Source organism: Neobacillus niacini (assembly GCF_023715785.1).
Classification (GTDB): Bacteria; Bacillota; Bacilli; order Bacillales; family Cytobacillaceae; genus Neobacillus; species Neobacillus niacini_E.
Genome location: NZ_JAMBOX010000010.1, coordinates 1 through 23862 on the forward strand (window position 1 = coordinate 1; position 23862 = coordinate 23862).

Below are 23862 nucleotides of genomic sequence, written 5' to 3' on the forward strand. Positions count from 1 at the left end.
CGAAGACTCCTGCGGGAGTACGGGACAGGGGAGACCCCGCAGGCGCGGAACGCGCTGAGGAGGCTTCCCGAACCGCCCGCGGAAAGCGAAGCACCTGGAACGGAAATCAACAGGCCCCCTAGCAGGGTCAATTTTAATAAAATCGGCCATTCAATTTCCATTAAAATAAAAAATTGCCGAGAAATATACCCTTTCTCGACAATCTGACAGCACCCATTCAAGTGATTGGGTGCTGTTTGCTTTGTTTACGCCACTTCTTTTGCGGAATTTTCCACTAATACATCCTGTGGAATTTTCCATAGTTTTGTCCATTTCATAATGGAAGTAACCAGGATGACGACTCCAAGAATCAGCATGATAATCGATAGGACACCGTTTAATACGTTAAATCCAGGGTTAGCTGAGTTGAAGTAAACGTTCTTCACCATCCAATAGCCTGCTGTCATGACTGTCACGAACAGATAGGCAAGCGGAATGAGACATGTCAGCATATACCAGCGTTTTTCTGCGATTTTCAGTACGACTGTTGCCCCAACAATCAATCCGATGGATGCCATCAGCTGGTTGGATACGCCGAATAGCGCCCAAACGGAACTGATATCACCTGAGAATAGCAGGTACCCCCAGACGAAGCAGGCTAATGCGCTGGCGAAAATATTCGCCCCTAAGGAGTCCGTACGTTTTAATGGTTTAATAAAGTCGCCTAAGAAATCTTGAATTAGATAGCGGGCAACCCGTGTTCCTGAGTCGATGGCCGTTAAGATAAACACAGCCTCAAACAGAATGACAAATTGATAGAAATAGGCAGCTAGTTTTGCAAAGAATGGAACAGCGGTGAAAATATAGGTCATTCCGACAGCTAATGTAACAGCTCCGCCGGTTCTACCTTCAAGATCCATTCCAACCTCTTTACTTAGTTCAGCTAAATGAACAGGTTCCATTCCCAATGTTGCATATTTCTCTGGTGAAGAATTGATGGCAAAATAATCGCCAGGCTGCAACGACACAGCGGCAATTAATGCCATAATCGCTACTAGACATTCAACAAGCATAGCGCCGAAGGCAACACCTTTTATGTCGCTCCAGCGATTGACCATTTTCGGTGTCGTACCGGATCCAACAAAGGCATGGAAGCCCGAAATCGCTCCACAAGCAATCGTAATCGAGATAAATGGCCAAACAGGACCCGCCACAACTGGGCCGCCGCCATTAAGGAACTCTGTAAATGCCGGGAATTGAACATCTGGGTTAACAATAAATACCCCAATGATTAACGCGGCAAATACACCGATTTTCATAAATGTACTTAAGTAATCGCGCGGTGCCAGCAATAGCCAGACTGGCAATGCCGCCGCAAAAAATGCATAAATAGGTAAAATAAGTGCTAATGTACTTTTTTCAAGCGTTAATAAATCTCCCAACCATGTACCTTGAAGATTGTGCCCAAAGAGGATGGCCAGCATGATTAAGGCAAAGCCAACAATCGTTGCCAGCTTTAAGTTTCCAGTTTTCTTATGGTACAAACCGACTCCCATTGCAATTGGAATGGTAATACCGACTGCAAATGTTCCCCATGGGTTACGTTCAAGTGCCCCAAGAACAACCAATGACAACCCGGCCATGGTAATGGTGATAATAAATAACATCGCCAAGCCTGCACAAAATCCTGCCACCGGACCAAGCTCTTCCTTCGCCACTTCCGATAACGACTTTCCATCCCGTCGCATTGATGCAAAAAGAACAACCATGTCATGGACAGCCCCTCCAATAACCGCACCGACCAGAAGCCAGATCAATCCTGGCAAATAACCAAATTGCGCTGCCAGAATCGGACCGACCAGCGGGCCTGCTGCGGCAATGGCCGCAAAGTGGTGACCAAATACAACCCACTTGTTCGTTGGGACATAATCTCGTCCATCATTTAATTTTTGAGCAGGAGTCTGCTTTGCATCATCAAGCTTCAAGACTTTTGCTGCCATAAAAGTTCCGTATAATCGATAAACAATTAGCAGGATACAAATAGAACCAATGACAATTGTAATCGCATTCATTATTGTTTATTCCCCCTCCAATTTTGAAACTAAAGCTATTTTACAAAATGAAAGCGATTTATCTGTATTTTCAGGATAAAACGCACAAAAAAGGGGGTAAATTGCAAAAATCGACAAATGAATTACAAAATTGTCAAAAACCTAGAAGCTGTTTTAACTCCTTGACATAGGTCCGGCTGACAGGAACCTTGGAGCCGTCGTTCAGCAGCAAGTTATAGGTTGAGTTGAACCATGGTTCGATTTCGATAATATGATCCAAGTTGACGATGAAACTCCGATGTACCCGGAAAAATTTAGCGCCTTGTAGCTTTTTCTCCATAACGACCAAAGGTTCTGCTACTTTATAAGTCTGGCTCAAGGTTACGATACTGCACTTACCTTCATTCGATTCTAAATAGACAATATCCGGAATCGTCAGTAAAACAATTCGCTCGTCTACCATAACCGGCAGTTTCCCATTTCTGCGATGATTCATGGAGGATTCGACAGGCGCCTGCTTATTCCCCAGCTTTTGCATTTTCTTAATTTTCCCCAGAGTTTTTCGAATCCGCTCCTCATCAAATGGTTTTAAAATATAATCGACTGCATTTAATTCAAAGGCCTGCAGGGCATACTCGTCATAAGCCGTCGCAAAAACAATGGCCGGTGCTGGCTCAAGAGTTTCTAACTGTCTTGCTAAACTTAAGCCGTTGTCTTCAGCGAGTTCGATATCCAAGAAAACCAAATCCGGTTTTAGCTCGCGGATAGCAGCAACGGCATCGTCGATACAATCACTTTCTCCTAAGATTTCCACTTTCTCGCTCCGGATCAGCAGGTATTTTAGCTCATCTCTTGCTAAAGGCTCATCATCCACTATATAGGCTTTCAACATTGACCTCGTAACCTCCTTTTCTTTCGAGTGGAAGGGATATGGTGATCGCAGTCCCTTGATTTATTTTGCTTGTCAAGTTTAAACTGGCTTGGCCATTGTAAATTCCTTTTAGGCGTTCCGTAATATTATAAATCGCTGTACCATTCCCTTTTTTAGAATCAAACACTTGCGTACCGAGCACGGCCAACTGTTCTTCGGGTATGCCTTTACCATTATCAGCAACGATAATTTGCATTTGATCGTCTTTAGTAAAAATCGTGATCGTGATTTTCCCTTCCGACTTACTGCGCGGAAACCCATAATGAATCGCATTTTCCACTAATGGCTGTAAGGTAAACGGCGGAATCGCGACTTTTTCTAAACCCGTTTCAATTTGAAAATCAATCGTGAACTTGTTTGGAAAACGCGTCTGTACCAATGAAAGATAGGCTTTGACATTCGCTATCTCTTTTTCCAGCGGAATCAGCATCTGCCGAGCTCCTTGGAGATTGCCGCGGAAAAAGGAGCTTAACTCCAATAATAGTTTACGAGCTTTATTGGCATCTGTCCGGCAGAGTGCTGAAATCGTATTTAGGCTGTTAAATAGGAAGTGCGGATGAATCTGGGCATGCAATGCCTTAATTTCTGCATCCTTTAATAGCTTAGCCTGTCTCTCTGCCTCCACAAGCTCCAGCTGTGTCGAAAACAGATTGGCCAGCCCTTCAGCTAATTCCTGCTGCACTTTATCCAGTTTTTCAGGCTTCGTATAGTACATTTTTAAGGTACCGAACGTTTCATTCTTTACTTTTAGCGGCAGTACAATGGCTGCCTGTAATGAACATTGAGGATGAAAGCAGGAGATTTCCTCCCTTGATCTTGCAATGGAAATCAGTCCTTCTTCGAGAACCTTTTTCGTCAAGCCCGTTTCAGGCTTACGCCTAGGGATATGATGATCAGAGGCCGCTCCGACATGGGCTAAAACTTGATGGTTATCCGTGATAGATACAGCATCTGCATTTGTCAGCTTTAACATAATTTCTGAAATGCCCCTGCATGACTGTTCGTTCAGTCCCTGGCGAAAGAAAGGCAGGGTTTGATCGGCAATCAGGAAGGCCAGGTTCGTTTGATTAACACGTGCCCGCTCTTCATCACGTTTAATAATTTGAATGATAAATATAAACAGCAGTGTGCCCAAACCGTTGCCGAATATCATCGGGAGGCCAATAAGTTGAACGAGTTCCCAAGCATCGTTAAACGGTTTTGCCGCCACAAGAATAATCATCATCTGTACAGCTTCTAAGGCCATTCCCATTATGACGGCAAACGCGGCATTGATGGGTTTCCCCTTTTGTTTTCGCCGCTTTCCAAAGAATCCCGCTGCAATACCAGCTAGAATAGTAGATAGTGAACATGCAATGGCGGTAAATCCTCCAAGTGTATAACGATGGATCCCAGCAAGCAAGCCGGCTCCAATCCCGACCGCGGGTCCCCCCAGTAACCCGCCAATCACAATCCCCATTACCCTTGTGTTGGCCAATGCGCTCTCGTTATGCATCTCAGTGGTCCAATCAGGTCTTGCGATGGTCTGATGCTGTACTTCGATTCCTGTATAATTACTGATTATCCCAAAGGCTCCAAACAGTAAAATGAGCATCATTTTTTCTTTTATGGTGTGCTCATTTTGAATAACCTGGCGAAAAGAACGCATTTTTGATAGCAAAAAAGCGACAATGACAATGATTCCAACCTTTTCAAGCATTAATGGAGCTAAATTGAACATGGTTCCTTCTCCTTTGCTGTCAATAAAACTAGCAGAAATTTCGACAAGATTCTTTGTTTTCCTACTCTATTATAAAAAAAGATTGATTTTTCCGAAAGCCATATAAATTTCCAGATTTAGTGGCGAGGTGTTATTATAAATTAAAAATGTTAACCAAATCCGCGTTTTAGTTAACTCTAGTTAAAATGGGAGAGAGAGTATATGTACAAGCTGCGAGGCCATCACCTTTTTTGCCTTCTTGGCTATCGGGGAATGGGCTATTCCGAAGAGTATGTGAAAAATATGACGCTTCTTCATCAGACCTTAAGAGAAAACCCCAAGACATTGGTTGAGCTGGTGGAGGGACCCGATCAGTTGTGCGCGAAATTCCCAAACTCCGGAACATACCACTGTCAAGATGACAATATTTATGTTAGAGATGCTGCAATTTTAGAAAAAATGGGGTTAAGAATTGGACAGGTTCTATCATGGGAGGAAATTGAGGCCTGCATTTGTAATTCCGTTGTCCCCTCCGATATCCAAATTGTTTGTGAAACCTGTTCGTGGCGTTCGTACGGAGTCTGCGAGGAAGGCATCCGAGAGATTCATGAAGGGAAGGGCTTACGGAAGGTGCAATAGGTCCTCCCTCTATAAAGCATGAAGGCAGGAGAATTCCTGCCTCCCTTTGGCCTTTCCCTTATTCCGGTTATCCTCTGTATTTAATCGAAAGACCTTTCAAGAAATTCCTAGCGAATTTATCTCCGCACTCCTTATAATTCTTATGCCCTTCCCTCCTTAATAAAGCGCCGAGTTCTCCTTTTGTTACCGTGATTCCGGCCTTGTCGAATATATCGAGCATATCCTCAGTGGTTAATGATAGTGCTATTTTCACTTTCTTTAACAGGAGATTATTAACGTTTGCCCCATTCTTTATGGGTGGTTCTGGCGTATCAGGCTGTCCAGGTTTTGGCTCTTGTTTCCCCCGTTTATAAACAATCAGCCCATTTAAAAATGAATTAAGCATGCTGTTATTGCATTTTATTTGAAAGTCATCCTCATCCTCTTCTGTTTTTGTTAGGATCTGGATTACTTCTGGCACAGTTACGTCCACACCGCCAAGTTTAAAGATTTCCTCCATTTCTTTATTTTTTATTTCTAGTGCATATCGCAAACGAATTAGAATATCGTTATTATCCATGATTAGACCTCCGATTTTTTAACCTAGCGCAGCCGCCCCATCGCAACTCTTGGCTTAGTCTTCGAAAAAAATTCTGTTTAACAGTCATTCTAACTATAGATAAGCGAACTAAAATATGCAAATTTGCTTCATGACTAGCCGCTTTGAAACCAAAATGGGCACATATTCTTCCCCGCAAAAGACCTAATCCCGACCCAATCGACGGTATGAACATATAGATATAGGAAGTAATTTAAAAAATGGAAAAGAGGAAAACATATGCCAAGCGGAATGCATCAGGCTGAGGTAAATGTGCCAATCAGCCGGGTTTGGAATTTTGTTCAAAATATGGATAACTGGGCTCCACTGATTCCAGGTTATATTCAACACCGGAAATATACGAACCGCCAGTCCAGTTGGGATTTTTACAGCAGGATTGGCTTCATTAAGAAAAGGATTAGTCTGATGATCACGATTAAGGAATGGATGGAACCGACAAAGGTTACGTTTACTTTAACGGGGACGAATGAAAAGCTTTCGGGCGGAGGCTATTTTCACGCAGAAGCCATCGATAAAAATAATACGAGAATAACAGGCTTTCTTGAAATGACAGGCAGCGGAGCCATGGGACCTATGGTTAATGCATGGCTAAAGTCGCAGCTTCCTAAAGTCATAGAACAAATGGTAACAGCCATTACCGTAAAACTGGAGGAGCAAAATAGAAATATCATCTCTAAAGTGTAAGCGCAAAAATGGTCGGCCGCCGTTGTTTAAGCATCGGAGGACTGACCATTTTTGATTCTATTACATAAGAATGTAACCACTAAAATATAAAATTTATGATTCTAACGAATTTTTATTCTAAAAATAAATAGGAGAAATATATCATAAATGAGGGCTTATTTTAAAAGGGGGGAAACGCTTGAAAAACTTTCTAAGGGCATTACCGTTGTCATTGCAGCATTTGTTTGCCATGTTTGGTGCAACAGTGCTGGTGCCGGCACTAACCGGTCTGGACCCAGGAAGTGCACTTATTGCCAGTGGTGTAGGAACCTTGATTTTCCATCTTATTACACGTGGAAAAGTTCCTACGTATCTAGGATCATCCTTTGCTTTTATTGCTCCGCTTGCGTTGTATGTAGGAGAGTTGAAATCGCCAGGCCAAGCGGTTGCCGGTCTTATCAGTGTTTCCATTGTTTATGCCATTGTTTCTATTATCATTTCATTAGTCGGCTTTGAGAAAGTCCGGAAAGTCATTCCTCCCGTTGTCGTCGGGCCGGTTGTCAGTATCATCGGTCTTGCGCTGGCAACCACGGCTGTGACCAACATGGCTTCGACCCATTGGGATGTCGCAATTGTCAGCCTTCTAGCAGCGATTATCGCAACACTTGCAGGTACAAAGGTAATCCGCCTTTTGCCAATCATCATTGGTCTTGCAGTCGGGTATGTGTATGCCGCGGTACGAGGATTTGTTGATTTTGATACGATTGCTGCCGCACCAGCTATTGCTTTTCCGCATTTCGTCATGCCGGAATTCACATGGGTCGTCATTCTCGGAATGGCCCCGATTGCCCTGGTTACCATCATCGAAGACCTTGGACATATGTTTGTGTTAAATGAGATTACTGGAAAAGATGTGACCAAGGACCCTGGATTTTCAAGCATCCTTTGGGGGAATGGCTTTGCCACATTAATCTCCGGATTTCTTGGGGGACCTGCGCAAACCACGTATGCGGAAAACCTCGGGGTTTTAGCCATCACCCGCCAGTTTTCCAGCAGGATTATTCAAGGCGCCGCTGTGATTGCCATTCTTCTCGGCTTGTTCGGCAAGGTTGGAGCGGCGATCCAATCCATTCCAGTGGCTGTGATGGGCGGCATCTGCATCCTATTGTTCGGCATGATCGCCGCAATGGGAATACGTCACATGGTTGAAGAAAAGGTGGATATGGCAAATATGAAAAATTTAGTCATCGTTGCCATCATCTTCATCATCGGAATTGGCTATGCCCATAGTGGCATTGCCTACGCCACCGTTGCTGGATTGCTTATCTATTGGCTCGTCCCTAATTTTACAACAAAGAACGAAGGATAATATGAAAAGGCCATTCCACATCACTTGCTGAGGATTGGCCTTCTATTTATTAAACCCTCCTCCTTTCCTTTCCATTTCGCTCCTCCTTAACCAAAATTACCCCTAACAAGCCAAGCATCGAGAACACAACGGGAATGATGAAGCCATAATAGTAGCCATTCCCGATGCTCCCTGGCGCAGCTTGAAAATAATCCAATACCCTTCCAAATATGGTTGGCAAGAAGACGGCACTAAGAAATCCACCCGTATTAGCAAACCCTGAGGCAAGGCCGGATTCGGCGACCGGAAAAGACTGACGGACAGCAGCAAAGGTTAAGGCATTCGCCCCATAGGCAAGCCCAATAACAAAGAAAAGTATGGTCAGCATGAAAACTGGTGGATTTCCTCTAAACAAAAGAAAGGCCGTCCAGCTTAATACAATAATGACATGCACAACAATATAAGGCCTTTTAATCATATCCAACTGGCTTGCAATCCAGCCCGCCAGCGGAGCGCCGATTAACGCCCCAGCCAGTCCAAGCAAAACTAGCTGGCTCGCTTCCGACCGTGTCATTCCATACATTGTCATACCGTAAGGCACAGCCCACGAACCGATAAATCCTACGTACGTTCCAACAAGTCCAAAGTGACAAAGGAATAGCGCCCAGGCCTGCCGATTCGAAACGATTCTTCGCAGCAATGCCCATGTATTTTCATGCTGTGGTTCGTTTTTTACAAACACCGATTGGTTCGGTTTTTTCACAAGGACAAGATATAAAAGTATGCTGCACAAACATAATAATAATCCCGTCGAAAAGAATGCTGCCCTCCAGCCAAGCAGGTCAATCCAGACGACAAAAGGGACTGTCGCCACCAGAAAACCTAGGCTCCCGGTCATGGCCGTCACCCCAATTAAACGAGTAAATTCCTTCGCAGTAAACCATTGGCTCAAAATGATCACCATATTGACCCAGATTGTCGCATCCCCGATCCCCGTGAGGATTCTGGCCAAAAACAGGACGACTTCATGCTCGCCGAGACTATATATGATGGTCCCCACCCCTGTTAGCAATGCCCCGATAATGAGGAAAAAGTTAGGTCCAAACCGGTCTGCCAGAATCCCCATCGGAATTTGCAAACCGGTGTATACAAAAAATTGGAGGCTTGCCAGTAGCCCAATCGTTGTTGCTGTCACCTGAAAATCACTCATAATTTGGTCCGTGATCAATCCCGGAGCTGTCCGCTGGCTTGACATGAGCAAATACGTAAAAAGTACAGAACTAAAAACAACCCATCTGAATTTGCCAGTTTGTTTGTCCAATCGATTTCTCTCCTGTTGGCTTTTACATATATATATGTGGCAGGAGACGAATCCCTGCTTGATTTTCATATCCTATCCTGTTTACTCACCTTTTGTTATAATACACCCATATAAAATTCTGAAATATTTATGCGGTGATTTTATGGAACAGCTAACCATGCTCCAACAAGTAATTGACTATATTGACGATCATATAAAAGAGGAAATTGCGCCTGAGCTTCTAGCGAGGCTTGCGGGCTACTCCCCTTACCATTTCTATCGTCTTTTTCAAAAACAAATTGGCTATACCCTGATGGATTACGTATTGAAACGAAAACTGCAGTTTGCTTTATACGAGTTGATTAACGGAAAAAAAGTCGTAGAAATTGCCATGGATTATGGCTTTGAAACGCATGCCGGGTTTACGAAAGCGTTCAAAAAATGCTTTGGAAGTCCTCCTAGCTTGTATAAGCTTCACTGCCCCCTATCATTGCCGCAAAAGCCGTTGCGGTAAATGTAGACAAGGCAAAGCCCAATAAAGAACCGATTATTAGAACACTGCCGATAAACAATGCAAAATAAATATACCGTTGCTGCTTGTAAATGGATCCCTTGCCAATGTAGTGAAGGGCCGCAAATGACAGCAGCATGTCCGCAACCAATCCAGTCGGAATCTCAAACAAAAACACCGTCAATTCCAAAACGGTCCCCACCAGCACAAGCTGCAAGGGGTCCAGCTTTACGACTTGAACATGGTAAAGCAAATTGACTGTAAATATAAACGTAAAAATAAATGCTGACAAACCACAAGTATAAATGTAGACCGTATAGGGGTCCTTTGCCTGTAATAATTTCATCTTCATCCACCTCTGCTTCATTATAAAGAGGCAGAGATTTCATTTCTTTTCCAAATTTGCGATTTTTATTACTTTACAGCCCCTCGGTCCCTAAACTGAATAATTTTATTTTCTTCATATTATTATTCTAACTTAACCAAGCAACCCCAAATTATGGTTGTTTTGGTATATATTTAGATATTATTCGATTATATTCGACATGAAACCGCTATCTTTTTATGAAAAAATAAAATTTATAAAATATTTTGATATTATACTAGACGAATGAAAAAAATTGTTTTAATATACTAACTATTAAATTACTTTTTACTTTTATATCCCGATAGTCCATTTCGGGTCATAATGTCAGAAAATTGGAACAAATACAGAGGGGGATCTTTAGACATGAAAAAGAAATGGAGTAAAGTATTTATGGCATCGGCTTTAGCTGCGGGAATCCTTGCCGGCTGTGGCACAGGAAATCAAGGTGCCAGCGGCGGAGGCGGCAATTCAGATGTCTTTAAACTTGGAGTAAACATGGAGCTTTCCGGGAATGTCGCTTCCTACGGAGAATCCATGACAAAAGGAATTGAAATGGCCGTAGCGGAAATTAACAAAGCTGGCGGTGTTGAGGGCAAGCAAATTGAAGTGATTAAAAATGATAATAAGTCGGAAGCAGCGGAAGCAACGAACGGAATTATTAAGCTGACAAGCCAAGACAAAGTAAATGCAGTCATCGGGGCAGCAACAAGCGGAAATACCGTAGCCCAGGCACAAATTGCAAATGACACGAAAACTGTTCTTATGGCTCCAGGGGGGACTAGCCCAACTGTAACCGTCGATGAAAAAGGAAAAGTAAGAGACTTTGTTTTCCGAACATCGTTCATTGATCCATTTCAAGGTACAGTTGCTGCCAACTTTGCCTTAGATAAATTAAAAGTAAAAGATGCAGCGATTTTTTCAGACAATTCGAGTGACTATGCAAAAGGATTAACCAATGCATTCAAGGAAACATTTGAAAAAGCAGGCGGTAAAATCGTTGGAGAAGAGTCATATGTAGCAAAGGATACGGACTTCCGTGCCACCTTGACTCGTATCAAGGCAAAGAATCCATCGTTTATTTTCATTCCTGGCTACTATGAGGAAGTTGGCTTGATCGTTAAGCAGGCACGTGAACTAGGCATCACGGCTCCATTAATGGGCGCTGACGGCTGGGATTCGCCAAAATTAGTTGATTTAGCCGGTGCAGATGCATTAAATAACACCTACTTAATCAACCACTATTCTAATGAAGACCCGGATAAAAAGGTCCAAGATTTTGTGACTGCCTTCAAAGACAAGAATAAAGGTGAAGCACCTAACGCGTTCAACGCTCTTGGTTATGACACCGTTTATTTCTTGGCCGATGCCATTAAGCGTGCAGGAAGCACAGATTCCGTCAAGATTCAGGAAGAATTAGCTAAAACCAAAGAATTATCACTTGTTACCGGTGTATTGTCACTAGATAAAAATCACCATCCTATCAAATCAGCCATCGTTTTAGAGTACAAGGATGGTAAGCAAGTGTTTAACACAAAAATTAATCCTTAATAAATGAACCAATAAAATGGAAGGATTACTCCCTTCCATTTTACTTTTTAGAAAAAGGAGCGAGAGCGCATGGATTGGTTACAGCAACTCATAAACGGCATTTCACTTGGAAGCATCTATGCCTTAATCGCATTGGGATACACAATGGTGTACGGGATCATTAAATTGATCAACTTTGCACATGGTGATGTATTTATGGTAGGTGCCTTTATCGGTTTCTACGCGATTACGGGATGGGGATTGGGCTTCTTTCCGGCTCTGATTATTTCAATGGCTTTTTGCGCCGTATTTGGAGTTTTAATTGAACGGATTGCCTATAAACGGCTTAGGAATGCTACGAGAATTGCCGCTTTGATTACAGCCATCGGAATGTCACTACTGATTGAATACGGAATGATTTTTATTCGCGGGGCGCAGCCGGAAGCCTATCCTGATGACGTTGTACCAAACAAAGCCATTAGTTTGTTTGGTGTACAAATCAATAGCCAGTCATTATTTATCCTATTAACTTCTATCGTCCTAATGATTATTTTACAATTTATTGTTCACCGTACAAAAATGGGAAAAGCGATGCGCGCTGTATCCCTTGACATGGACGCAGCCCGTTTAATGGGAATTAACGTCGACAAAACGATTTCCTTCACCTTCGCCATTGGTTCGGCATTAGCAGGAGCCGCCGGGGTCGTGTTCGGGGTCTACTATACAAAAATTGAACCGTTGATGGGTGTCATCCCTGGGTTAAAGGCGTTTGTCGCAGCCGTACTAGGCGGCATCGGCAGTATTCCGGGCGCAATGGTTGGCGGAATTATCCTTGGGGTCGTCGAAGCGATTGTCAGTGCCGCAGGATTTTCATTATGGCGAGATGCAGCCGCCTTTATCATTTTGATTCTCATACTAATCTTAAAACCTTCAGGCATCTTTGGCAAAAATACAAAAGAGAAAGTTTAGGTGAAAAATAATGAAGAAATCAAAACCATTTTGGGCATTTGTGATTCTGGCGGCGGTTGTGTATGGAGTCGTCCAATTTTTCACCGTCTCAGGATTACTAAATATATATTATAGTAACTTGATTATTACCATCTCGATTAATATTATTTTGGCCGTCAGTCTCCATTTGGTCATTGGCATCACCGGTCAATTCTCCATTGGCCATGCCGGGTTCTTGGCTGTTGGCGCTTATATTTCAGCGATTGCTACGATGAAATTTGAATTGCCGTTTGTTCTGGCCATCGTGATTGGCGGAGTGGTTGCCGCTCTTGCTGGCCTCATTGTCGGGATTCCGACTTTAAGACTGCGAGGAGACTATTTGGCGATTGCCACCCTTGGTTTTGCCGAAATCATCCGGATTATGCTATTCAATATTGACTATGTTGGCGGAGCCGCTGGCATGCAGGTAACGCACTTTACCACTTGGACGACAACATTTGTTTGTTTATTTATTACAATACTAGTTATCTCAAACTTTACCAATTCCAGACATGGCCGGGCTTGTATTTCAATTAGAGAAAATGAAATTGCCGCTGATGCGATGGGGATTAATACCACTTTTTATAAAGTCGCCGCTTTTGCGATCGGGTCCTTTTTTGCAGGGGTTGCCGGAGCCTTATATTCCCATAACTTTTATATCATCCAGCCGGGGAATTTTGGTTTCTTAAAATCCTTCGATATCCTGATTTTTGTTGTGCTGGGTGGTCTTGGCAGCCTTTCTGGATCCGTCATTTCTGCGATTCTGTTAACGATCATTTCAGCGTTCTTACAGCAATATCCGGAAACACGGATGATTATCTATAGCTTAGTATTGGTGATCGTCATGCTTTATCGTCCTCAAGGCTTATTGGGCACACGGGAAATCACCGATTTATTCAAGTGGAAACCGGCGAAAGGAGGCCATTAAGATGGCATTACTTGAGGTAAAAAATGCCGGCATTCAGTTTGGCGGATTAAAGGCTGTTTCCGGCTTTAATATGGAACTGCGACAAGGCGAACTGGTCGGATTAATCGGGCCGAACGGTGCCGGAAAAACGACTAGCTTTAACTTGTTGACAGGCGTTTACGTACCGACGGAAGGTGAGATTATCTTTAACGGAAAGCGGCTGAACGGACTGCCTCCCTACAAGGTAACACAAAGCGGCATCAGCAGAACCTTTCAAAACATTCGCCTTTTCAGCGAATTATCCGTGTTGGACAATGTAAAGGTTGCCTATCATTCATTGGCGAAAAACTCGATTTTGAGCTCGATTTTCCGTCTCCCTTCCCATTTTTCCGAGGAAAAAAATATGGAGAACAAGGCGCTCGAGTTTTTAAAAATTTTTAACTTAGACAATTTAAAAGATGAAAAGGCGAAAAATTTGCCATACGGACAGCAGCGCAGATTAGAAATTGCCCGCGCATTAGCCGCTGGTCCGAAGTTGCTCTTACTGGATGAACCGGCTGCCGGGATGAATCCGCAAGAAACCCACGAGTTAATGGAACTGATTGCGTTTATCCGGAAACAGTTTGATCTGACCATCCTGTTAATTGAACATGATATGAACTTAGTCATGGGGATCTGTGAACGAATTTATGTCCTTGACCATGGACAGTTGATTGCGGCAGGAACACCGGAGGAAATCCGCACGAATCCAAAGGTAATCGAAGCTTATTTAGGAGAGGAGGTTACGAGTGAGCATGCTTAAAATAAATAATATTAATGTGTTTTATGGAAACATTCAGGCTCTCAAAGGAATTTCATTAGAGGTAAAGGAAGGCGAAATTGTTACCTTAATTGGCGCGAACGGAGCTGGAAAAAGCACGCTGCTCAAAACCTTATCCGGACTGCTTAAACCAAAATCGGGAACCATCGAATATTTAGGCGGAACGATTTCAGCATTGGCGCCGCAAGCGATTGTCAAGGCAGGGATTTCTCATGTACCGGAAGGGCGCCGTGTTTTTTCCAATATGTCAGTAGAGGAAAATTTGGAGCTGGGCGCCTATACCAGAAAGGATTCCAGCGGGATTCGCAAAGATATGGAAAAGGTGTATGAACTGTTCCCACGATTGCTCGAACGCCGCAAGCAATTATCCGGCACCCTCTCCGGCGGTGAGCAGCAAATGCTGGCCATGGGCCGCGCGATTATGGCCAAACCAAAGCTGCTTCTGCTGGACGAGCCTTCCATGGGACTGGCACCGCTTATGGTTAAACAAATTTTCAACATTATCGAGCAGATTAATCAGACCGGAACGACTGTCCTTCTGGTCGAACAAAACGCCAATATGGCGCTATCCGTCGCCGACCGCGCCTACGTCATCGAAACCGGACGCATCGAAATTGCAGGCTCAGCGGCAGAACTTCAAGCAAGTGAAGACATCAAAAAAGCCTACCTCGGGGGATTATAAGTGCCAGGGAGCCATGGAGGATTTACTCCATGGTTTTTTTTGCGCCATTCCACAAATCCAAGGGACAGCGTTTCATTTTTCCCAAATTTGCGGTTATCTTCAAAAAGAAAGAAAGATTCATAAGGAATCTGATTAATATAGCGTTACATCTACTAGCATTTCCTTTAAAATTGCAGCGTTCTTTTTATAAAACTCCTCTGACATATAGCCTCCAAGTTGGAAGATTATGGTCCCGTCCATCACCACACCGTTGAAATCAATCATTGACCCTTCTTTATTAATTGATAAATAGGCGTCCTTGCCAGAATGAGTCGTTAATTTTTCGTAGGAAGACAGGTCAGGATTGGTTTCCTCCATAAAATAAGAGGCAAACACAGTGATTTCGGTATCATTGTCATGATAAAGAGAGCGCCCGTCACCATTAGTTGGCTCTGGACCCAAAACCCAACCCTTAGGATATTTGACTGTATAGCCAAATCTCTCATTATGATACGTTACCCAATTTGTCTGATCCTTCTTTTGTTCTTCTTTCGCTTGTACCTGTGTAGTCACAGCTGCTGTCGTTTTTTCTTCATTAGTGCCTTTTTGTTGTTGCTTTAGCCCTTCATTTACCGCCAGTTCTAATTTATTCACTTCTTCTAAAAAACTGGCAAGAGCCGGTTCCTGCTTTAGTCCGCTAATCAATTTTTGCGCCTCGGCATAATTTTCATCCTTTATAAGAGTTTTAATTGTTTCTACTCTTTCCAGGATGGCTTGCTTCCGCTCGTTTCCGGTTTTCGCTGTTTTGATAGATTCTTTTAAGTTGCTTTTAATACTGTCAGGTAAAGATTTATCCTTAAGCAGTTTATTGGCCTTCGTCATGGCCTCGTCCCAATTTTCCTTCTTGATTGCCTGTTCCACTTCCAATAATGCCTCTACAGTTTCATATGCTCGCTTTGCCGCTTTGTCTTTCGGATTCTCATCTAAGGCGGACTCGTAGAAGCCAATCGCTTTATTCAGATCACCCGATGCCAGCGCCTGTTTCCCTTGTTTCATTGCCTGATCATATGTATCATCCCCGCAACCGGCCAAAACAAAAATCGTAAAAATAGCTATCAATAATTTCTTCAACCTGTTCACCCCAAGTAGATAAAAGTCAAAGCTATTATAATATTTTCATGACTAATTTACTATATGATATCTTTGTACCAATAAACGAAAATGAGGCAAGAGAATGATCCCCTGCCTCATTTTATTTCATAGATTTTACATTTGTCATATAAGCTTGTCTTTCCTATTTCCAGGAGCTTGGCCGCTTCTTGCTTATTGCCGTTCGCAACGAGCAACGCATGTTGAATTGCTTGTTTTTCAGCCTGTGCCACCGTATCCTTTAAAGGCTTAACAATGACTGGCTCCGTTGCTGCTCTATATGTTGAATAATCATTTGAGTTGATAGCAGCCTCGCTCTGTTGCCTGTCTTTTGGATCAAGATCACGTAAATACAACGGCAAGTGAGTTAACCGGACCGTCTGGCCGTCGAGGACATTAATTGACCGCTCCAGGACATTCTCAAGTTCCCGGATATTGCCCGGCCATGAATGCTGCATTAATCTTTCGGTTACTTCTGATGATAATTCAAGGCCGTTGCGGTAAAATCTCGCCTCCAATTTTTTTAGGAGCCGCTTGGCTACCGCAGGGATATCTTCCTTTCTGCTCCTCAACGGAGGAATATCGATTTTGATGACATTTAAACGATAATATAAATCCTGCCTAAACTCCCCTTTTTCCACCATTTTTTCCAAATTACGGTGAGTAGCCGCGATGATCCTCACATCGACCGCAACAGATTTATGCCCCCCGACACGGACCACTTCTTTCTCCTGCAGCACCCGTAATAGCTTGCTTTGCATCGACAGGGGCATGTCTCCGATTTCATCCAGAAACAGCGTCCCACCGCTTGCTAATTCAAACTGCCCTTTTTTGCCGCCTTTTTTCGCGCCGGTAAATGCCCCATCCTCATAGCCAAACAATTCGGATTCCAGCAGATGCTCAGGGATCGACGAACAGTTAATCGCCACAAAAGGAGCGGAAGCCCGAGGGCTATTGCGGTGAATCGCATGGGCAAACAATTCCTTCCCCGTGCCTGACTCCCCGATTAACAAAACCGATGAATCACCCCCGGACACCCGTTTTGCCAATGTTTTTGCCGCCAGAAAAACAGGACTGCTGCCAATTAGGTCCTCAAAGCCGTACTTACTCTGCAAATCCCGCTGCGCCTTTGCCTGATAATAGTTTAACTCTTCGACGAGGTTTTGAATTTTTGTTTTATACATCCGCCATTCCTCTGGATTGCGGAACATCACATTTCCCACGGCACCGACGGTCTTCCCGTTCTCCAATATAGGAAAGCGGTTGGCAATCATCTCACTGCCATTGATTTTTTGGGTGGATGCCAATTCCTTCTCCCCCGTTTTGGCAACAATGTGCATTCGCGAGTTCTCAATCACATCCTGGACAGGCCGGCCAATCGCCTCTTCAATTGTTGTACCAATAAACTCACAATATCCCTCGTTAATATAGAGAATAATCCCGTTTTCATCGACAATGACCACACGTTCGGCCAATAGATTAATAATTTGCTCGTGCCAGCTGCTTGGCACCCGCTCAAATGCCTGCGTCACGCCGCGTCCCCCTTGTTCCTCACTCAATAGAACCATTATAGCAAATATCGGTATTCTTCGAATATTGCAAAAAAAGAGAATCCTGGCTCGGATTCTCATTTTCTACTTGACTTTCGTTTATTGTGCTGTGTATCCGCCATCGAGAACCACTGCCTGCCCGGTGATGCCTCTGCCTTTATCACTTGCCAAAAAGACAGCGTAGTCAGCGATTTCAGCCACGGATAACAAGCGTTTTTGCGGGACAAGTGGATAGATGACCTCATCAAGGACACTTTCCAGGCTGACATTTCTTGTTTTGGCCAAGTCTGCCAGCTGGCCGCGAACTAACGGCGTGTCGACATAACCCGGGCATAGGGCGTTGACCGTAATCCCGTGAGGGGCTCCCTCCAACGCAGCTACTTTTGTCAAGCCGATTACCCCGTGCTTAGCGCTATTGTAGGCCGCTTTACCGGCAAAACCGACAAGCCCGTTAATCGATGCCATATTAATAACCCGGCCAAAACCCTGATCCTTCATATAAGGGAATACCTGCTTAATCCCAATGAACGGGGCGGTCAGCATGACCTTAATCATCAGTTCAAATTTTTCTGTCGGGAACTCCTCAATTGGAGAGACATACTGCAGTCCGGCATTATTGACTAAAATATCAATTGTTCCGAATGTGCCCCGCGCCAATTCCAGGCTATTCTTAAACGCCTCCTCATTGGTGACATCGCAGGGGGCAGAGATTGCTTCAAAACCCTGATTTTTTAGCTCCAGCGCCACTTGTTCGCTTTTTTCGGCATGTAAATCGGAGATGACAATATTGGCCCCTTCCAAGGCAAAGGCCTTGGCAATTTCCAAGCCGATGCCGCTTGCCGATCCTGTTACAAAGGCTGTTTTTCCTGCTAAAACTTTACTCATGTGTACGCCTCCTAATCTTTTAAACAATACCTAACAATGTATAAAGTGCAATGATCACAAATACCGCGAGGGTTTTAATAACGGTAATGGCAAAAATGTCCCGGTACGATTGTTTATGGGTCAATCCTGTTACAGCAAGCAAGGTAATAACTGCACCGTTATGCGGCAGGGTATCCATCCCGCCTGACGCCATTGCGACGACGCGGTGCATGACTTCCGGTGGGATATCGGCGGCAGCAATCGCCTGATTATACTTATCCGCCATGGCCCCCAAGGCAATCCCCATACCGCCGGATGCCGAACCGGTCATCCCCGCAAGTGTCGTCGTTGTAACGGCGCCGTTCACTAGCGGATTGGTGAATGTGGTGGAAATCCCATCACTGATTTTCGCAAAACCTGGCAACGCAGCAATGACACCGCCGAATCCGTACTCAGCACCAGTATTCATCGTAGCCAGCAGCGACCCGCCAATCGCAGTATTGACTCCCTCTTTAAAGCCGTTAAATACTCGTTTATAATCATAGGCAATCGATGTCACAATCCCGACAATCAGCGCCATCATGATCGCCCAGATGGCGGCAGAGGCGGCAACATCGACTTTGTAAGCATCTAGGCCGAGTGCGGCAAAGTCAAAGCCGTTTGGATACCATTTTGGAATATACGTGACAAACAGTTTATTTGTGACCCCGACCAAAATGAGCGGAACAAAGGCAAGAATTTGTCGTGCTAATGATTGCTGGGCAGTTAGGTCAGGCAGGGCCGGTTCATCATGAACAGGTTTTTCTTTTTCTACAGCAGCCGCTGTTTCTGTGCCAAACCCGTAATAGCCCTCACCAGCTTTTTCAGCCTTCTTCCTTCTTGCTTCCAGATAAAACAAGCCTGCTGATAGAACAACGATGGCACCGATGATTCCAAGAATCGGGGCTGCATAAATATCCGTTTTGAAAAAGGAAATCGGGATGACGTTCTGAATTTGCGGTGTTCCCGGCAACGCATCCATCGTAAAGGTAAACGCACCAAGCGCAATCGTTCCCGGGATCAGCCGTTTCGGTATATCTGCTTGCTTAAACATTTGTGCGGCAAATGGATATATGGCAAATACGGCTACGAACAAGCTGACACCGCTGTAAGTTAAAATGGCGCCAAGCAATACAATTGTCAGAATCGCGCGTTTCGCCCCGAGCCAGCTCACAATCGTCTTGGCTATCGACTCAGCAATTCCCGACATTTCAACTACCTTACCAAAAATAGCTCCCAATAAGAAGACAGCAAAATAAGATTTAATAAATCCGACCATTTTTTCCATGAACACACCTGAGAAAAATGGCAGTACGTGGTGTGGTGCAATTAACACCACCGCCAGCAGGGCGCAAATTGGGGCAAACAAAATAACTGAATAACCGCGGTACGCCACAAACATTAATAACCCCAGTGCCAATAAAATGACCAATAATTCCATATAAATCCCCCTTGAACTAAAATCTATAAAGAGCAGCTTTTTAAAGTAAACGTTTTCAAAAATGATGAAGCTGGTCTTTACATTTATCTCTTAATGCAACTATTGTGCCAAATATTTTAGAAAATTTGAAATACTGTATTTTAAAGGGTTTCTACTATTCTACAATTGTTAATGAGGAAAATTAGCTCAACTATTTCCGAAAACCCGGAAAATATCGGTCCGCAAATTCGGAACTTTCCGGGTTTTCGGAACCATTTCTTAAAAAATATTTTCGTTTACTTGAAAGGAGGCTTCTGTTTTTTCTCTGACCATCTCCAGACTAACTCCCTCTTGGAGCTCATCCAGGACTAATCCTTCCTCTGTTAACCTGAATACCGCGAGCTCGGTAATAATCACATCGACTACCCCTTTTCCTGTCAATGGAAGCCTGCATTGTTCCAGGATTTTCGGCGCACCGTTCTTAGCGGTATGCTCCATGGCGACAATCACCTTCTTTGCCCCTGTCACCAAATCCATCGCGCCCCCCATACCAGGCACCATTTTACCCGGAATCATCCAGTTAGCCAGATTCCCTTCTGCATCGACTTCAAGTCCGCCAAGAACGGTCACATCGACATGACCGCCACGAATCAGTTCAAACGAAAACAAGCTGTCAAAGAAGGCACCGCCTTCAATAATTCCAGCGGGCTGTCCCCCGGCATTTACGATATCAGGGTCAATTTCACCTTCTACTGGGCCAAGTCCGACGTAGCCATTTTCCGATTGAAGGATGACACTCACATCCTCCGGGAGGTAGTTTGGCACCATGGTAGGCAAGCCGATTCCCAGATTTACCACGTCACCGTCTTTCAATTCTTTTGCCACACGAGCAGCAATAATCTGTTTTGGATTCATTAGAGTGGCTTTCATCTTTAACAACCTCCTGCAACGACAATTTTGTCCACTAAAATCCCCGGCGTCATGACTTCATCCGGGTCAATTTCGCCGATTTCCACGAGGTGCTCTACCTGAACAATGACAGTGTCGGCGGCCAGCGCCATTAACGGGTTAAAGTTTCGGGCCGAGCGATGGTAGACTAGATTTCCTGCTTTATCCGCTTTAAATGCTTTTAATAGCGCTACTTCACAGCGAAGCGGTTTTTCCAGCAAGTATTCGCGGCCATCGACAACAATCTTTTCCTTTCCTTCTTCGACAACGGTCCCTACCCCTGTTGGTGTCAGAACCCCGCCAAGCCCGGAACCGCCTGCCCGGATTCGCTCCGCAAGAGTGCCCTGCGGAACGAGCTCTACTTCCAGTTCGCCGGAGAGCATTTGCCGGCCGGTCTCCGGATTTGTCCCTATGTGGGAAGTGATTACTTTCTTTAGGCGTCTGTTTACCACGAGCGGCCCCACGCCAGTTTCTACGAAGGCCGTGTCATTAGCGATAAGCGTGAGATCTTTAAGGTTTGCTTCAAGGATAGCCGAGACTAGCTTCTCTGGGGTTCCTACTCCCATAAATCCTCCTGCCATAATCGTCATGCCATCATTTAAAATGGAAGGAACCTCTTCCATTGTCATCAGTTTTTGCATGTTTCCTGCACCTCCTAAGATTCTATTAATCTAGGTATTTGCAAGTATCGTACCAACTGAAATGACTTGATAATCTAGCTTGTGTTATTCCGCAGTGCCGGAAATTTCCCGGATGACGGAATTTCGGTGAGCGAGATTCCGGATTTACGGAAAGAGGATGCCCTCTTTTAAGGCACCCTCTTTCATTTAATTACCATTCAATTTGTGTGCAATTCTTTCCACTTCTTCACCAAACGCTTCGGCGCCGCCCTTAGGTAGGCTTCTTGAAGGAGGTCGGCCAATTCACCCCAAACTTCACCATGCGGATTTTGAATCGACACCCAGCCGTGTTGTCCGATATACGGGGTTTTGTAAAAATACTCTTTCTGCAGCAATAGTGCTTGGGTTTCCCGATCCGACTTGAACGACAAGTTGAATCCCTTCTCGCTTTCCCCTGTAATAACAAAGGATTTTCCGTTGACCTTAAACGTTTTGTGGCCAAAGCCGTCAATGATTTCAACGGCTTCAGGCAGTGCGAGACAAATCTTGCGAACATTTTCAAGCATGCCTGCCGTGTTTACTGAGTTCATGCTTAGCACCTATTTTGCATTCTCATCAGGTTGATGAATACCGAATACATTTCCTTCTGTATCGATGTAGTAGCCTTGCCACGCCATGCCTGGTAGAGCATATTTCGGCATAGCGACCTTGCCGCCGTTCTCGAGAATTTTAACCTCTGTTGCATCGTAATTTTCCACACCCATTGTGCAAGCGTACCCATTTAAAGCCTGGTTCGGTTCTGGCGCCGCACCTTGGCGCTGCATCAGCGCGCCGTTGATCCCCGGTTCCTTTTCATCGCCAGTCACCGCCCCGAAATAAGGCATTCCAGCGTACTCGCTCCAATCCTGAAAGGACCAGCCGAATACCTCGCCGTAAAATTTCTTTGCCCGTTCCATGTCGCTTACATGAATTTCAAAATGCACTAATCTTCCCATGAGAGCCTCCCATTTTTTTAAAAATTAAGGTTTTCTTGAAGTTTCACTGTCCAACAGTATAGACAAATAGAAAACGACTAATACGGTATCAATAATAATACCAATCTATAAATTCGGTATTTGCCAATCAATTTCCTGCATACCAATTTCCCTCAGGATGGCATTTGCCCGTGAGAATGGCCTGCTTCCAAAAAAGCCCTTGTTCGCTGAAAACGGGCTGGGGTGCGGTGACTTAAGAATGAAATGCCTGGATGAAGTAATCAATTGCTGTTTCTGTTGGGCAAAGTTCCCCCACAGAAAAAACACAACCGGCTTCTCCCGTTGATTTAAGGTTTCAATCACTTTGTCCGTGAAGGTCTCCCAGCCTAGTCCTTTATGCGAGTTTGGGGTCGCAGCCCGGACCGTCAATACTGTGTTTAACAGCAATCCCCCCTGCTTCGCCCACTCCACTAAGTAACCGTTATTGGGAATATAGCAGCCTAAATCAGCCTGCAGCTCCTTATAAATATTTTGCAAGGATGGCGGAGCTGCGACGCCCGGTTTAACGGAAAAGCTTAATCCATGAGCCTGCCCATGACCATGATAGGGATCTTGGCCAATAATCACCACTTTCGTTTCGTTGTACGGAGTAAGATGAAGCGCATTGAAAATATCATATTGAACCGGATAGATGACTTTGGATTGATATTCTTCTTTTAAAATTCCCCTCAACCGTTGATAATACGGTTTCTGAAATTCTCCTTCCAGCAACGGGGAGCCAATCATTTTTTAAAATAGCCATTGTTTTTGCCACGCTCATTTCTAGGTTTGGTAATCATATAAATTATAAAGGGTTTCATTTTGTTTTGTCCTTAAAGGTGGACTCCCTTACGGACAGTTTCATCAGATTTTCCATCAGTTTTGTCTTTAAGACTCCTTATCGAGGACACTTTAACCCTTTTTTGACGCGATTTTGTCCTCAAGACGCCTTCCTACGGACAGTTTCGCCCAATCCTCATCCGGTTTTGTCCGTAGGAAGCAAAAAAAGTCCTCTGCTTCTTTCCCAAAAAAACAGTTGCTATTTGATTCAGTTACTGCTACTATAAAGTAGCGTTATTTTGGAAAGCTAATATATCTATTGGTTCTGAGTCTTTCCAAGCAGATAATTTTGACCACTTCCACTAGGGAGTTAAGGCCATACGGACAGCCGGGTCAAATGCCGATTGGCAACTTAGTTGCCCTATTGATTGAGTTAAAAGCTCAAATTTTATAAGTTGGTTACTTTACAACCAGTGCATATGCACACAACT

General features: G+C 44.2%; 24 protein-coding genes and 1 pseudogene. 10 read left to right on the forward strand and 15 right to left on the reverse strand.

Annotation, left to right across the window (positions count from 1 at the left end; genetic code table 11):
* The coding region (locus M3234_RS17345) for a hypothetical protein (protein ID WP_396953965.1) at window positions 1–207 on the forward strand (207 nt) is incomplete at its 5' end.
* 38 nt (window positions 208–245) lie between these two features.
* Here M3234_RS17345 and M3234_RS17350 read toward each other — a convergent pair.
* The 3 genes from M3234_RS17350 to M3234_RS17360 all read right to left on the reverse strand — a co-directional run bounded on the left by M3234_RS17350 (window position 246) and on the right by M3234_RS17360 (window position 4681).
* On the reverse strand, window positions 246–2051 hold the full coding sequence (locus tag M3234_RS17350) for a carbon starvation CstA family protein (RefSeq protein ID WP_262305918.1): 1806 nt from the start codon (window positions 2049–2051) through the stop codon (window positions 246–248).
* Window positions 2052–2184: 133 nt separating this feature from the next.
* On the reverse strand, window positions 2185–2922 hold the full coding sequence (locus tag M3234_RS17355; protein WP_262305919.1) for a LytR/AlgR family response regulator transcription factor: 738 nt from the start codon (window positions 2920–2922) through the stop codon (window positions 2185–2187).
* Entirely contained in the window at window positions 2897–4681 is a 1785-nt protein-coding gene (locus tag M3234_RS17360; protein ID WP_262305920.1) for a sensor histidine kinase, read from the reverse strand. The genes M3234_RS17355 and M3234_RS17360 overlap by 26 nt, the downstream gene beginning before the upstream one ends.
* Window positions 4682–4882: 201 nt before the next feature.
* Between M3234_RS17360 and M3234_RS17365 the strand changes: the two genes are divergently transcribed.
* A complete protein-coding gene (locus M3234_RS17365; RefSeq protein ID WP_262305921.1) occupies window positions 4883–5299 on the forward strand; it encodes a DUF1284 domain-containing protein in 417 nt (138 codons plus the stop codon).
* 67 nt (window positions 5300–5366) lie between these two features.
* Here M3234_RS17365 and M3234_RS17370 read toward each other — a convergent pair whose 3' ends face one another.
* Entirely contained in the window at window positions 5367–5858 is a 492-nt protein-coding gene (locus M3234_RS17370) for a YehS family protein (RefSeq protein ID WP_262305922.1), read from the reverse strand.
* A 258-nt stretch (window positions 5859–6116) separates the two neighbouring features.
* On the opposite strand from M3234_RS17370, the gene M3234_RS17375 reads away from it, so the two are divergent.
* Entirely contained in the window at window positions 6117–6581 is a 465-nt protein-coding gene (locus M3234_RS17375) for a CoxG family protein (RefSeq protein ID WP_262305923.1), read from the forward strand.
* A 178-nt stretch (window positions 6582–6759) separates the two neighbouring features.
* Entirely contained in the window at window positions 6760–7929 is a 1170-nt protein-coding gene (locus M3234_RS17380; RefSeq protein ID WP_285858518.1) for a solute carrier family 23 protein, read from the forward strand.
* 49 nt (window positions 7930–7978) lie between these two features.
* On the opposite strand, the gene M3234_RS17385 is transcribed toward M3234_RS17380, so the two are convergent.
* A complete protein-coding gene (locus M3234_RS17385) occupies window positions 7979–9229 on the reverse strand; it encodes an MFS transporter (RefSeq protein WP_262305924.1) in 1251 nt (416 codons plus the stop codon).
* Window positions 9230–9371: 142 nt separating this feature from the next.
* Here M3234_RS17385 and M3234_RS17390 point away from each other — a divergent pair, with 142 nt between their 5' ends.
* A complete protein-coding gene (locus tag M3234_RS17390; protein WP_262305925.1) occupies window positions 9372–9722 on the forward strand; it encodes a helix-turn-helix transcriptional regulator in 351 nt (116 codons plus the stop codon).
* On the opposite strand, the gene M3234_RS17395 is transcribed toward M3234_RS17390, so the two are convergent.
* Entirely contained in the window at window positions 9667–10065 is a 399-nt protein-coding gene (locus tag M3234_RS17395; RefSeq protein WP_262306097.1) for a hypothetical protein, read from the reverse strand. The two genes, M3234_RS17390 and M3234_RS17395, sit on opposite strands and share 56 nt — an antisense overlap.
* Before the next feature lie 384 nt (window positions 10066–10449).
* On the opposite strand from M3234_RS17395, the gene M3234_RS17400 reads away from it, so the two are divergent.
* From M3234_RS17400 to M3234_RS17420, 5 genes are all read left to right on the forward strand, one after another.
* A complete protein-coding gene (locus M3234_RS17400; protein WP_262305926.1) occupies window positions 10450–11634 on the forward strand; it encodes an ABC transporter substrate-binding protein in 1185 nt (394 codons plus the stop codon).
* A gap of 69 nt (window positions 11635–11703) precedes the next feature.
* Window positions 11704–12582 carry a branched-chain amino acid ABC transporter permease gene (locus M3234_RS17405; RefSeq protein ID WP_066320089.1) on the forward strand — a complete coding sequence of 293 codons (879 nt, stop codon included), beginning with the start codon at window positions 11704–11706 and terminating at the stop codon, window positions 12580–12582.
* A gap of 10 nt (window positions 12583–12592) precedes the next feature.
* A complete protein-coding gene (locus M3234_RS17410; protein WP_262305927.1) occupies window positions 12593–13528 on the forward strand; it encodes a branched-chain amino acid ABC transporter permease in 936 nt (311 codons plus the stop codon).
* A 1-nt stretch (window position 13529) separates the two neighbouring features.
* On the forward strand, window positions 13530–14309 hold the full coding sequence (locus M3234_RS17415; protein WP_262305928.1) for an ABC transporter ATP-binding protein: 780 nt from the start codon (window positions 13530–13532) through the stop codon (window positions 14307–14309).
* Entirely contained in the window at window positions 14302–15009 is a 708-nt protein-coding gene (locus tag M3234_RS17420) for an ABC transporter ATP-binding protein (protein ID WP_262306086.1), read from the forward strand. Before M3234_RS17415 ends, M3234_RS17420 begins: the two co-directional genes overlap by 8 nt.
* 132 nt (window positions 15010–15141) lie before the next feature.
* On the opposite strand, the gene M3234_RS17425 is transcribed toward M3234_RS17420, so the two are convergent.
* From M3234_RS17425 to M3234_RS17465, 9 genes and pseudogenes are all read right to left on the reverse strand, one after another.
* A complete protein-coding gene (locus tag M3234_RS17425; protein WP_262305929.1) occupies window positions 15142–16119 on the reverse strand; it encodes an outer membrane protein assembly factor BamD in 978 nt (325 codons plus the stop codon).
* A gap of 116 nt (window positions 16120–16235) precedes the next feature.
* Entirely contained in the window at window positions 16236–17669 is a 1434-nt protein-coding gene (locus tag M3234_RS17430; protein WP_262305930.1) for a sigma-54 interaction domain-containing protein, read from the reverse strand.
* A gap of 117 nt (window positions 17670–17786) precedes the next feature.
* The gene (locus M3234_RS17435; RefSeq protein ID WP_262305931.1) at window positions 17787–18572 is read right to left on the reverse strand and encodes a 3-hydroxybutyrate dehydrogenase; all 786 of its coding nucleotides are present in this window, start codon (window positions 18570–18572) and stop codon (window positions 17787–17789) included.
* Between the two features lie 19 nt (window positions 18573–18591).
* On the reverse strand, window positions 18592–20031 hold the full coding sequence (locus tag M3234_RS17440) for a GntP family permease (RefSeq protein WP_262305932.1): 1440 nt from the start codon (window positions 20029–20031) through the stop codon (window positions 18592–18594).
* Between the two features lie 258 nt (window positions 20032–20289).
* Complete coding sequence (locus M3234_RS17445) at window positions 20290–20925, reverse strand: 3-oxoacid CoA-transferase subunit B (protein ID WP_262306087.1); 636 nt, start codon at window positions 20923–20925, stop codon at window positions 20290–20292.
* A 17-nt stretch (window positions 20926–20942) separates the two neighbouring features.
* Window positions 20943–21599 (reverse strand): acetate CoA-transferase subunit alpha, encoded by a 657-nt coding sequence (atoD, locus tag M3234_RS17450; RefSeq protein ID WP_262305933.1) that lies wholly within the window; start codon window positions 21597–21599, stop codon window positions 20943–20945.
* A 197-nt stretch (window positions 21600–21796) separates the two neighbouring features.
* Window positions 21797–22168 (reverse strand): MmcQ/YjbR family DNA-binding protein, encoded by a 372-nt coding sequence (locus tag M3234_RS17455; RefSeq protein WP_262305934.1) that lies wholly within the window; start codon window positions 22166–22168, stop codon window positions 21797–21799.
* Window positions 22169–22177: 9 nt separating this feature from the next.
* The gene (locus M3234_RS17460) at window positions 22178–22573 is read right to left on the reverse strand and encodes a VOC family protein (protein ID WP_262305935.1); all 396 of its coding nucleotides are present in this window, start codon (window positions 22571–22573) and stop codon (window positions 22178–22180) included.
* A 105-nt stretch (window positions 22574–22678) separates the two neighbouring features.
* Window positions 22679–23354, reverse strand: a pseudogene (locus tag M3234_RS17465) (uracil-DNA glycosylase).
* Between the last annotated feature and the right edge of the window lie 508 nt (window positions 23355–23862).